The sequence below is a fragment of the Endozoicomonas ascidiicola genome (assembly GCF_001646945.1).
In the GTDB taxonomy this organism is placed as follows: domain Bacteria; phylum Pseudomonadota; class Gammaproteobacteria; order Pseudomonadales; family Endozoicomonadaceae; genus Endozoicomonas; species Endozoicomonas ascidiicola.
The window spans coordinates 675647-687957 of the sequence record NZ_LUTV01000004.1 but is presented as its reverse complement, the minus strand read 5'-3'; the positions used below and the strand labels follow the sequence as shown (position 1 = coordinate 687957).

Sequence of the window (12311 nt, the reverse complement as noted above, 5' to 3'; positions counted from 1 at the left end):
ACTATTGGGATGCATATCATGCAAATCTATCTGGGTAATCGTATCGTGTGCAAAAGTGCTAATTGTCTGTAAAGGTTAAAGGACTGCATAGGCAAATGACTTATAAAGTAAAAAATTGAAAATGTCAGGAACTTTTCATCGTTTTGATTGTCTCAATATCTATAGCTGAGTTTATTTCATGTACGGGTGTACCATTTTTGGCTTGCCTGCCATGTTTTGGTGGAGAAGTCTGAATGGGTAATAGTCAGGACTCAGATCAGCAGCTGGTCGATCGTGTCAAGCAGGGTGACAAACGTGCTTATGACATGCTTGTGATCAAATACCAGCAAAGGATTCTTGGTCTTGTGGGCGGTTATGTGAATGATTTTCAGGAAGTACAGGACGTCGCTCAGGAAGCATTTATTAAAGCCTACCGGGCATTGGATAAGTTTCGTGGTGACAGCTCTTTTTACACCTGGTTGTATCGAATTGCAGTGAACACTGCCAAGAATCATCTGGTGTCTAAAGGTCGTCGCTTGCCTGAGTCGGATGTCGACGTCCATGATGCGGACTTTCTGGAAACCGCAACCAGCCTGCGCATAGTTGATACGCCAGAGCGCAATCTATATTGTGATGAGATTGAGCAGGTGATTCATTCAGTTATACGGCGGTTGCCGGATGAGCTTCGAACCGCTGTGATGCTCAGGGAGTTTGACGGACTCAGCTATGAAGAAATTGCTGATGTTATGGATTGCCCGGTTGGTACCGTAAGGTCACGAATTTTCAGAGCCCGGGAAGCCATTGACCGGGAGATCCGCCCTTTACTGGGGCAGGGTGGTTGAATGAATCTAATTTTTCTGCAGCCTGAAAGGGCGATTGGATCGGAGATTAGTCAGTGAGTGAGAAGAACTCTCAAAACCGTTCCAGAGAACGGTTGAAAGAATCATTGTCTGCAACTCTTGATGGACAGGCAAACGACCTTGAATTGCACCGGGTGCTCGGTGATTTTCAGAATGATGATGAATTGCGACGTCTTGCCGGGCGGTATCAGCAGATCAGTGATGGCATCAGGGATGAGACAAATCGTTTTGCGAAGGTGGATATCTCGGGTGCGGTTATGTCAGCACTTGAAAATGAATCTGGTATTTCCTCTTCTATTGATAAGCCCCCTAAGTATGTAACTGATTCTGTATCTGGTGCTACAGCTGTCGTGTCGTTGAAAAATGGATGGGAATATCTGGGTAAGGTGGCTATGGCTGCATCCGTCGCTGCAGCACTGGTGATCAGTGTACGGATGATGAATCCTGAGCCAGCATCACAACCTCTTGCGTTGTCAGGGGAGCAGGCAGTACTCAGTCAACCATTACAACTCGCTCAGGCTGGTGGTAATACAGGTTACGGCGCAACAGGAATTCGTGCAGGGTATAACTCCCGGCAGCATGCAACGGTCACTCCAGAGCAATTGGCCTATGCCCAAAGTATTGCCGACCGGGCAACGCGGGAGCGCTTTCATGCCTATGCACTTCAGCATGCGGAATACTCAGCCGTAGGACTTGGACAAAGCCTCTTACCCTTTGCTAGATTGACCAGTTTCGATACCCAATAAACTATGAGATACAAACAATGGATTTCCCGAGCCCTGTTGTTATCAGGGCTTATTGGTTGTCAGTCTGTTTATGCTGACGCTACCTCCGAAGGGGTAGATCTTCTCGCCAGCATGGTTAAATCTTCTCGGGAACTCAGTTTTCAGGGAGAGCTGGTATACCAGCAGGGAAGTCATCTTGAGGGGATCAGTATTATTCATCGTGCCGAAGGCGGTGGGCTACCAGAAGGTGAACGCATCCTGTATTTGGATGGGTTGCCCAGGGAAGCGCTTCGAAGGGGTGAAGAGTTTTATTTTTCCAGTCGTCGTGAGGGAGTGACCAAGTTTCAACGGGGCTCCCTGATTCCCATGGTGAGTAAATTTCAAGGTAATATTGGCAATGAGCTTTATGAGGCCAAAATTGCAGGAGTTGACCGGGTTGCCGGCAGAGAAGCTTATGTTCTGTTGTTACTGCCCAAAGATCGTTTTCGATATGGTTATCAGTTATGGATAGATAGAGCTTCTGCATTACTTTTAAAGTCGCTGTTGGTTGATGAGCAGGGCGTTATCATTGAGCGTCTGCAATTTACCGATTTAAATGTAGGGCCACTCTCAGAAAGGCAAAATAACTTATTGTCGAGAGAGCTTCCTGAAACTGCAAAGACGATAGACCTCCAGTCGGGTTCAGATAAAACCGTTGCTCAATTTAGCTGGGAGTCAGGTTGGCTGCCAGATGGTTTTGTCCTTGATAACGAGGCGGTCAGGGCTTCTCCAGTCAGTGATCATGAAGTGACTAGCCGAGTGTACTCTGATGGAATCGCCAGCTTTTCGGTGTTTGTGGAGGAAGATGACTCCAGGGTTCTGAGTCAGGCCTCTGAAAAGATAGGTGCAATGGCGGCGGTATCAAAAGTCTATCGAGATAATAATCAGTACTATCATGTTACCGTTGTGGGTGACATTCCTCTCGGAACCGCTGAGCGAGTGGCGGTTTCTGTTCGTCCAGTCACTGATCAACCCTGATGTAATGATCCGGTAAGAGTACTGGACGAAGGGTACCTGTTTTTTTTTATTATAAATTAACCTGGCAGAGAGAGATGGTGTTCATCACTCTCGAAGGGTGCTTTATCCCATTGATATCAGGCTTATGGAAAATGGTAGAAGAGCAGGGTCGAATAGTTGCACTTGAAGATGGTTATGTCTGGGTGGAAACGCAAAGGCAATCCAGTTGTTCAAGTTGTGGTGTTCGAGAAGGTTGCGGTCAGCACCTTTCAGAAAAGTACAGTAATAAATCAGCACTTTCCTATATCAAAGCAACGGTCTCATCTGATGTGGATGAGAGTTTATTAAAAGCCGGTGCTTCCATTATGGTCGGTGTTCCTGAAAGTGCTTTACTGAAAGCATCTTTCCTTATGTATCTGGTTCCGTTGTTATTGATGCTGTTTGTCTGTTGGTTTGGGTCGTTAATTGGGATGAGCGAGGCACAATTATCACTGTCTGCCATTGTTAGCCTCATGGTGGGCTTTGTCTGGGTGAAAGCCAGATCTGGTGGATCAGACAAATTGTGTCGTGTAGTGGTAACCCGGGTTTTGTCTCAGTCTGAGAAGCAGTCTGCGTAATATATTGGCGGACTGTCGGGTAATAATAAGTCCATCCGAAAGGGTAGATTGATCACGGTCAATGACGTTAAAACAGTTCCGGAGACATCCTATCTTATGAGTCGAACGACAACACTTTTCAGACGATTTTTTCTCAGTATTGTCGCCTCAATGCTGATATTACAAACGACAATGGTTCAAGCATCGTCCGATGCGGATGGTTTGCCCGGGTTTGCCAGCTTGTTCGAGCAAGCTTCTCCTGCTGTGGTAAATATCAGTACATTGTCCAAGCCGAAAGCAAGACAGCAGGTCTATGGTCCAGGTGGCGAAGAACTTCCAGAAATTTTCCGCCGCTATTTTGGTATACCATTACCCGATGAAGGCATGTCGGGTCGAAATCAACCGATGTCTCTGGGTTCTGGGTTTATTATTTCGCCAGATGGTTACATCCTTACCAATAATCACGTGGTGGATGGTGCGGATCAAATTATTGTTCGGTTAAGTGATCGTAGTGAGCGCGCTGCCGAATTGATTGGTTCTGATAAGCGCTCCGATCTTGCACTGCTTAAAATTAATAGCGATCGCAGCTTACCGGTGGTCAAAATCGGTAACTCTGATCGTGTTAAGCCGGGTCAATGGGTGGCTGCGATTGGTTCCCCGTTCAATTTTGAATACTCCATCACTAAAGGTATTGTCAGTGCGTTAAATAGAAGCCTGCCAAGTGACTCTTATGTGCCTTTTATTCAGACAGATGTGCCTATCAATCCGGGTAATTCCGGTGGGCCGCTCTTCAATATGCAAGGTGAAGTGATTGGCATTAATTCCCAGATTTTCACCCGCTCCGGCGGATTTATGGGTTTGTCCTTTGCTATCCCTGTGGATCATGTCATGTGGGCGGTGGAGCAGCTGAAAGAAAAAGGTTATGTGACCCGGGGCTGGTTGGGTGTTGCTATTCAGGATGTTGATCGTGATCTGGCTGAATCATTTGGCCTTGAAAAGCCCAAAGGTGCGCTGGTCAGTCAGGTGGTGCCCGGTGGTCCTGCCGATAAGGCAAAGCTTCATCCAGGGGATATTATTATTGCATTCAATGGTCGTACGATTACCAATTCCGGTATTCTACCCATGTCTGTTGGTGTTGTTCGCCCTAATCAGAAAGTTGAGCTGGAATTCGTGCGTAATGGCAAGCGCAAAACGGTTGATGTGGAAGTAGGCCAGCTGCCTGATGCAAATGCGGGCGCTGAGAAGACAAGTGGCAAACAAAATAGCGATAAAAATCCACTCGGTGTGCAGGTTGCGGAGTTGGATGATGATTATCGAACCAAACTCCGTTTAGAAAAAGATGTGCAGGGTCTGGTTGTCGTTGGTGTCAGCCGTGGGGCTGTCCGTTCCATAGGTTTACGTCAGGGGGATATTATTACCGACCTGAATAATACCAGCGTGTCCACGGTTAAGCAGTTCGATAGAGTGGTTGCAGGGTTGCCGAGAAATCGATCCATTTCAATGCGGGTGATTCGTGGTGGGAACCCCGGCTATCTGACCTTTCGCCTACCGGAATAGCCAGCCTGTTTGTGGTCCCTTTGAAGTAATGAAGGGACGCAAACAGCGTCATTGTGTGATTAGAGTGTGATCAGAGCATGGAGTAATGCCATGAGCTGTTATAGAATATTGGGGATTTAGTGCATGCTGCCGCATACAATTGCTCATTGATGAACAATGACAAGTGTTTCCAGCTACTAAGTAGCAACAGTCAGACGCGCAGCGCAAACAGCGTAACCAGATTAACAAAGTCCCCGCATCGGCGGGGACAACTTTTTGTAGTGATACTATCGTGAGCGATCTTAGCTTAATCCGTAACTTCTCAATCATTGCCCATATCGACCATGGTAAGTCCACCATGGCTGACCGTTTTATCCAGACCTGTGGTGGTCTCAGTGATCGGGAAATGCAGGCTCAGGTCCTGGACTCCATGGATCTGGAGCGAGAACGTGGGATCACCATTAAAGCCCAGAGTGTTACGCTGGATTACCATTCAAAAGATGGCAACACGTATCAGCTGAACTTTATCGACACACCAGGGCACGTAGACTTCTCCTATGAAGTTTCCCGGTCACTCTCTGCCTGTGAAGGCGCATTGCTGGTGGTGGATGCCGGTCAGGGTGTAGAGGCGCAATCGGTGGCGAACTGTTACACCGCCATTGAGCAGGGCCTCGAAGTAATGCCCGTTCTTAACAAAATGGACCTTCCTCAAGCGGAACCAGAACGCGTCTCCCAGGAAATTGAGGAAATTATTGGCATTGATGCGACAGATGCCGTGCGCTGTTCTGCCAAAAGCGGACTGGGTATTGAGGAAGTGCTTGAACGTCTGGTGTCTACCATTCCAGCACCGGAAGGTGATGTAAATGCACCCCTGCAAGCGCTGATCATCGATTCGTGGTTTGATAATTACCTGGGCGTTGTGTCGTTGGTTCGGGTGAAGAACGGCACTTTGAAAAAAGGCGAAAAGATTGTTGTTAAATCCACAGGGCAATCTCATGTGGTGGACAACATCGGTATCTTTACGCCTAAGCGCACCCCAACCGGTATTCTGAAAGCCGGTGAAGTAGGTTACGTGGTGGCGGGTATTAAAGACATCCACGGCGCGCCAGTAGGCGATACCCTGACGCATATTAAGACTCAGGGTGTGGATGCACTGCCAGGATTTAAGCGCGTTAAGCCTCAAGTTTATGCCGGTCTGTTCCCGGTTAGCTCTGATGATTTTGAAGATTTTCGTGATGCGCTGGAAAAACTGAGCCTGAACGACGCCTCTCTTTTTTATGAACCAGAGAGCAGTGATGCACTAGGGTTTGGTTTCCGTTGTGGCTTCTTGGGTATGCTGCACATGGAAATCATTCAAGAACGCCTTGAGCGCGAATACGATCTGGATTTGATCACCACAGCGCCCACCGTTATTTACCAGTGTGAGATGAAAAACGGTGATGTGATTGAAGTGGATAACCCATCCAAGCTGCCTGATCCCGCCGGAATTCTGGAAATTCGCGAACCCATTTCCAGAGCGAATATTCTGGTGCCCCAGGAATATCTTGGCAATGTCATTTCTCTCTGCGTTGAGAAACGTGGTATACAGAAAGATATGCAGTTTACCGGAAGTCAGGTTTCCCTGACCTACGATATTCCCATGAGCGAAGTGGTTTTGGATTTCTTTGATCGCCTGAAATCCGTGAGTCGTGGCTTCGCTTCTCTGGATTATTCGTTCGATCGCTTCGAAGCGTCTAGAATGGTGCGTGTTGATATCTTGATCAATGGTGAGAAAGTGGATGCGCTGGCGTTGATTGTTCACAAAGATCATTCCGTTTCCCGTGGCCGGGTTCTGACCGAAAAAATGAAAGAGATCATTCATCGTCAGATGTTTGATGTAGCCATACAGGCAGCGATTGGTGGTCAGGTTATCGCCCGTACCACCGTTAAAGCACTGCGCAAAAACGTAACGGCCAAGTGCTATGGTGGTGACGTGAGTCGTAAGCGTAAGCTGCTGGAAAAACAGAAGGCGGGTAAAAAACGCATGAAGCAGGTTGGCCGCGTTGAAATTCCGCAGGAAGCGTTCCTTGCCGTATTGAAGGTCGACAAGTAATAATACCAATTCTGTTTTTAAATTATGGGCTGCGCAGCTATTTTGGCCGACTGGGTCTGCGTTGAAGTTCCTCGCCATAGCTATGGCTATGCTTCGTCTCTTCGCCTTGCCCAGTCGGCCAAAATAACTTGCTCGTTCCAAAATTTAAAAACGCCATTGGTATAATTTCATAAAACAGTTCGAGCACATTTATAGAGAAGAAATGCATGGATTTTAATTTCCCACTGCTGTTGGTACTGGCGGTGTTTATCACGGGTATCATTGCGCTGATTGACCGACTATTCCTGTTGCCAAGGCGGCGGGCGGCTGTTACCCGTTTGAAAGAGCAGGGTGGAGGCAGTGATGCAGTCGACTCAGCGATCAGTGAAGTGTCGAAAGAGCCTGCGGTGGTGGAAACGGCTAAATCCATTTTCCCGGTACTGCTGTTTGTACTGGTGGTTCGTTCTTTTTTGTTTGAACCCTTTCAAATTCCGTCAGGTTCTATGATCCCAACCCTTGAGGTAGGGGATTTTATTCTCGTAAATAAGTACGACTATGGGCTTCGTTTACCTGTGATAGGAACTAAAGTGCTGTCGGTGGATGACCCAGAACGTGGTGATGTCATGGTGTTCAAGCAGCCGGGGCAAGAGCACATCAATTTTATCAAGCGGGTGATTGGCTTGCCTGGTGATGTGATTCGCTATCAGGGTAAGCGGGTTTCAGTGAATGATGAGCTGTTACCCGAAGAATTCGTAGCGCAGCTGAGTGATCAACGCTCTATATATCGCCTCTACACAGAAGGTAAGCCCGGTGAGGAATACGAAATTCGTAAGGAACTCACAAGTAACGACTATCGTGCCGAAGGCGAGTGGGTTGTGCCCGAAGGTATGTATTTTGTTATGGGGGATAACCGGGATCGCAGTAATGACAGTCGTTACTGGGGGTTCGTGCCGGAAGCCAATATTGTGGGTAAGGCAGTTTACATCTGGATGCATTGGCCCAGCTGGACTCAACTGCCTAATTTTAAAAACAATGGATCGATTAACTGATAAATATTGTTTCAATATGGAGTGCGTAAAATGTATGGAATGAAGAACCGGCAACGGGGGAACAGCGCTTTAAGCTGGTTGGTTTTTCTATTGATTGGTGGTGTTGTTCTGTCTCTGGGGCTGAAGTTGATGCCTCTGTATATGGATGACCATGCAGTTAAGAATGTGACGGAATCTCTGACCAATCGTCCGGGTTCTTCAACGGCATCAGTGAATCAAGTCAGAACCTGGATTCAGAAAGGCTTGCAACTGAATGCTGTTAAGCTTGAGAAAAATGAGATTATTGTGGCTCGTGAAAATGGCGTCGTAACGGTTGATATCGATTATGAACGTCGTGTTCATGTGTTCCATAATGTCGATATGATTTTATCGTTCAAACATGACTGGAAAGCTGGTAATTAGTGAAAATTGATAAACTGCCCCGCCTGCAGAAAAAGCTTGGGCATGAGTTTTCGGATATTGGGCTAGTGGAGCTGGCGTTAACTCATCGAAGCTACGGTAGTCGAAATAATGAGCGTTTGGAGTTTCTGGGCGACTCCATTGTGAATTTTGTCATTGCAGAAGCGCTCTATGAGCGCTTTCCTGAAGCCCGTGAAGGTCAGTTGAGTCGCCTGCGTGCCAGAATGGTACGCGGTGTAACACTGGCCGAGCTGGGTAAAGAGTTTGGTCTTGGTGACTTTCTGAAGCTGGGTTCCGGTGAACTGAAAAGCGGTGGCTTTCGTCGTGAATCCATTCTTGCAGATGCGGTGGAAGCGATCATTGGTGCGATCTATCTGGATGCTGGTATGGCGGTTTGCCATGAGCGTATCCGTGACTGGTTTGCCAGTCGTCTCGATCAACTGACCACCACCGATGAACAGAACAAAGACCCGAAAACCCGTTTGCAGGAATACCTGCAGGCAAGACAACAGTCGTTGCCTAAATATCAGGTTACTGATATTCAAGGTGAAGCCCATGATCAGCATTTTTCTGTGCTGTGTACCCTTGAGTCTCTGAGTGAGCCATCCATGGGTGAGGGCTCCAGTCGCCGTGGTGCTGAACAGCAAGCGGCACGAAACGCCTTAAAATTATTAGGCGTTGAATAAGTTGAATAAGTTGAATAAAGAGTTGAAGTATTGATGATCTCTGATGAAAACTCTGCGGACTCCCCTGTAAGCCGTTGTGGTTATGTGGCGATTGTTGGCAGACCCAATGTGGGTAAGTCGACTCTGCTGAATCACTTGTTGGGGCAGAAGCTGTCGATTACGTCTCGACGTCCGCAGACAACGCGCCATCAGGTGCTGGGTATTCAAACAGAAAACGGTGTGCAAACTGTTTTTGTGGATACACCAGGCATGCATAAGGTGCAGAAAAAAGCCATTAACCGCTACATGAATAAAGCGGCCAGTAGTGCTCTGGCCGGTATTGATGCAGTGGTGTTTGTGGTGGATCGCCTGACCTGGAATGAAGAAGACCAGATGGTGCTTGAGAAAGTTCAAGGCGCCCGTTGTCCGGTCATTCTGGCCGTGAACAAGGTGGACAAAATCGCGGACAAAGCGAAGCTGATGCCGCACCTTGAAATGCTTTCCAGTAAAATGGATTTCCATGGGGTTGTGCCCATTTCTGCTCAAAATGGCCATAACCTGAAAGAGTTGGGTGAGCTGATCACAGGTTTGATTCCTGAAGGTGTTCATCACTTTCCGGAAGACCAGTTAACTGATCGAAGCTCGCGCTTTTTGGCCGCGGAACTGGTGCGTGAAAAAGTCATGCGTCAGCTGGGTGATGAACTGCCTTATGAGATCACCGTTGAGATTGAAGAATTTCAACAGGAAATGAGACCAAAAGGTCCGTTGACCACCATCAGTGCACTGATTCTGGTTGAGCGTGATGGACAAAAAGCCATTGTGATCGGTGATCGTGGTTCGCGGCTGAAGCTCATCGGTCAGGAAGCCCGGAAGGATATGGAATTGCTGTTTGACACCAAAATCATGTTGAATATCTGGGTAAAAGTGAAAGCCGGCTGGTCCGATGACGAGCGAGCTTTGAAAAGCTTGGGTTATGACCATAACCAGTAATACGTTCTCCGGTAAACACAGCGGTGATTTTCATCGTGCTTGGTTATTACACCGGCGTTCTTACAAAGAACGCTCGGTGATTGCAGAATTTCTGGTAGAAAACCATGGTCGTGTGGCCATGGTCGTCCGTGGTGTTCGACAGTCCCGTTCCTCCCTTGGCTCCCTGCTACAACCTTTTCACCAGCTGATGGTGCGATGGAAAGGTCGTACTGATTTGAAAACTCTGGTGGATCTCGAACCGGCCCAGATGAGCTTTTTGGCCGGGCAACGGCTTTACTGCGGATTTTATATCAATGAGCTCTTAATGAGAGCTTTAATACCAGGTCAGTTAGTTGATGGTGTTGTTGAGCTCTATCAAGCAGCGTTGTCCGATTTGAAATCTGACCAACCCATTGAGCCACTCCTTCGCTCTTTCGAGCTGGATTTGCTGGAGCTTTGTGGCTATGCACCACCGCTGGACTGGGATTCCCAGAACAATGAACCTTTAAAAGTTAATACAGTTTACCGTTTTGACCCAGAACATGGGTTGATGCCGGTTCCAGCTACAGTACCTCACTATCTACAAGCGTATTGCTTCTCTTCCAACAGCCTGAAGGCGCTTTCAGAAAGAGATTTCAGTGCGCCGGACCAATATGCCGATTTCAAGCGTTTTAATCGTCAGGCCATGAAATTGTTGATAGGTGATCGCCCGTTACAAAGCCGCATGCTGTTTGCCCGAAGATCTTCGGCGCCAACGATTCCAAAGAGAATCATTGAAATTGATGCGGCCAATCACTAGTATTTCGCCATTCTCACCGATTTCAGCTGGAAATATAGCCATGATTCCTCATCAGCGCATTTTGTTAGGCGTGAATATTGATCATATTGCCACCGTTCGGCAGGCTCGTGGCATTCGCTACCCGGACCCGGTTCAGGCAGCTATAGAGGCGGAGGAGGCCGGAGCCGATGGCATTACGCTCCACTTGCGTGAAGATCGTCGCCATATACAGGATCACGATGTTTACCGTATCCGGGATGTTTTACAGACTCGAATGAATCTTGAAATGGCGGTAACTGAAGAGATGATCGCCATTGCAGAAAAAGTTATGCCTGAACATGTGTGCCTGGTGCCTGAAAAACGTGAGGAGGTCACGACCGAGGGTGGCCTGGACGTTAAAGGGCTGTTTAATGGTGTTGCCGATGCCTGCAAAAGGTTGGGTGATAAGGGGATCGAGGTTTCTTTGTTTATTGATCCAGACATCGAACAGGTTGAAGCGGCGGTAAAAGCGGGCGCCCCTGCTATCGAGTTGCATACCGGTGCCTATGCGGAGGCCAGCACAGCAAAAGCGATGGAAGAAGAGCTTGATCGTATCAGGCGCGCTGTGATGTGTGGTTTGGAACATGGCTTGGTGGTGAATGCGGGGCATGGGTTGAATTACCAGAACGTTGAGCCGGTGGCTATGATTGCAGGTATTAACGAGTTGAATATTGGTCATGCCATTATTGCCCGTGCTCTTTTTACAGGGCTTAAGCCGGCAGTTCAGGAAATGAAAGCATTGATGCTGCAGGCATCTGTCAGGGCGATTTAAATGATTGTCGGGATCGGTACTGATATCGTTCGGATTGATCGAATTGCCCGGTCAATCGAACGACTGGGTGATGCGTTTGCTCGGCGGATTTTGACGGACAATGAATTTCAAGCGTGGTGTGACCGATCCCGATCTCCTGCTTGGCTGGCAAAACGATTTGCTGCAAAAGAAGCCGTATCCAAGGCGTTTGGTACCGGTATTGGTAAACTCTCATTTCAGCATATTGAGGTGAGGAATGATCTCAATGGGGCACCGGTTTTGAGATTATATGATTATGGTCTGAAGCTGAAGAAGAAACGGGGCGTTACCCGATTACATATAAGCCTCTCCGATGAAAAAGAAAATGCTATTGCTTTTGTGACTCTTGAGCATTAAGGGATGATCAATAGCTGGCTCAACCGCGTACTGAGCTCCCGACTTCACGGAGATAACATCCGTAGAACTGTATGGGTATTAAAGCTTTTTAACACTAGTGATTAATTTCATTGGCTTTGAGGGTTCTGTTTATCCTAAACAAAGTTGAAAGCTGATATCACTGCATTTTTATGGGCTTAGTACGAACAGGGCTGGTAAATATCAATTTTATTGAAATTATATACCTTGAATTCAAGTAATAAATACATAACCCATAACTTTTCTTACATCAATCCCAGTTAACTCTTTGAAAGCCTCATAAGGTGTTTTGTAGTCAAGGCATTTTCTAGGTCTATTATTCAGCTTATCAACCGCTATGATGACTTCTTTTTCTGTAACGTTATTAAGCTCCATCGACTTGGGGAAATACTGCCTGAGTAGCCCATTAGCATTCTCATTCTGACCTCTTTCCCAAGAGTGATACGGAGCAGCAAAGTAACTGTCACACTTCAACGCTTTGGCA

Annotated in this window: 14 protein-coding genes; 13 read left to right on the top strand and 1 reads right to left on the bottom strand. The window is 47.3% G+C overall.

Annotation, left to right across the window (positions count from 1 at the left end; translation table 11 throughout):
• Positions 1–233 precede the first annotated feature (233 nt).
• The 13 genes from rpoE (at position 234) to acpS (ending at position 11809) form a co-directional block, all read left to right on the top strand.
• A complete protein-coding gene (rpoE, locus tag AKL11_RS13575; RefSeq protein ID WP_067518283.1) occupies positions 234–821 on the top strand; it encodes an RNA polymerase sigma factor RpoE in 588 nt (195 codons plus the stop codon).
• Positions 822–874: 53 nt separating this feature from the next.
• Positions 875–1585 (top strand): sigma-E factor negative regulatory protein, encoded by a 711-nt coding sequence (locus AKL11_RS13570; protein ID WP_067518281.1) that lies wholly within the window; start codon positions 875–877, stop codon positions 1583–1585.
• 3 nt (positions 1586–1588) lie between these two features.
• Positions 1589–2581, top strand: a complete 993-nt coding sequence (locus AKL11_RS13565; protein WP_067518279.1) for a MucB/RseB C-terminal domain-containing protein — start codon at positions 1589–1591, stop codon at positions 2579–2581.
• A 74-nt stretch (positions 2582–2655) separates the two neighbouring features.
• Complete coding sequence (locus tag AKL11_RS13560) at positions 2656–3177, top strand: SoxR reducing system RseC family protein (protein ID WP_095210374.1); 522 nt, start codon at positions 2656–2658, stop codon at positions 3175–3177.
• Between the two features lie 96 nt (positions 3178–3273).
• Positions 3274–4713, top strand: a complete 1440-nt coding sequence (locus AKL11_RS13555; protein WP_067518274.1) for a DegQ family serine endoprotease — start codon at positions 3274–3276, stop codon at positions 4711–4713.
• Positions 4714–4984: 271 nt separating this feature from the next.
• On the top strand, positions 4985–6784 hold the full coding sequence (gene lepA, locus AKL11_RS13550; protein WP_067518272.1) for a translation elongation factor 4: 1800 nt from the start codon (positions 4985–4987) through the stop codon (positions 6782–6784).
• 206 nt (positions 6785–6990) lie between these two features.
• Positions 6991–7812, top strand: a complete 822-nt coding sequence (gene lepB / locus AKL11_RS13545) for a signal peptidase I (protein ID WP_067518270.1) — start codon at positions 6991–6993, stop codon at positions 7810–7812.
• 30 nt (positions 7813–7842) lie between these two features.
• Positions 7843–8214 (top strand): DUF4845 domain-containing protein, encoded by a 372-nt coding sequence (locus AKL11_RS13540; RefSeq protein WP_067518268.1) that lies wholly within the window; start codon positions 7843–7845, stop codon positions 8212–8214.
• Positions 8215–8219: 5 nt separating this feature from the next.
• Complete coding sequence (gene rnc / locus AKL11_RS13535) at positions 8220–8897, top strand: ribonuclease III (protein ID WP_095210387.1); 678 nt, start codon at positions 8220–8222, stop codon at positions 8895–8897.
• 33 nt (positions 8898–8930) lie between these two features.
• A complete protein-coding gene (gene era, locus AKL11_RS13530) occupies positions 8931–9866 on the top strand; it encodes a GTPase Era (protein WP_067518264.1) in 936 nt (311 codons plus the stop codon).
• The gene (gene recO / locus AKL11_RS13525; protein ID WP_067518261.1) at positions 9850–10644 is read left to right on the top strand and encodes a DNA repair protein RecO; all 795 of its coding nucleotides are present in this window, start codon (positions 9850–9852) and stop codon (positions 10642–10644) included. The genes era and recO overlap by 17 nt, the downstream gene beginning before the upstream one ends.
• A gap of 40 nt (positions 10645–10684) precedes the next feature.
• A complete protein-coding gene (gene pdxJ, locus AKL11_RS13520) occupies positions 10685–11434 on the top strand; it encodes a pyridoxine 5'-phosphate synthase (protein ID WP_067518258.1) in 750 nt (249 codons plus the stop codon).
• Complete coding sequence (gene acpS / locus AKL11_RS13515) at positions 11435–11809, top strand: holo-ACP synthase (protein ID WP_067518256.1); 375 nt, start codon at positions 11435–11437, stop codon at positions 11807–11809.
• A gap of 231 nt (positions 11810–12040) precedes the next feature.
• Here acpS and AKL11_RS13510 read toward each other — a convergent pair.
• Positions 12041–12311: IS30 family transposase (locus AKL11_RS13510; RefSeq protein WP_157673576.1), on the bottom strand; the 271-nt coding region annotated here is incomplete at its 5' end.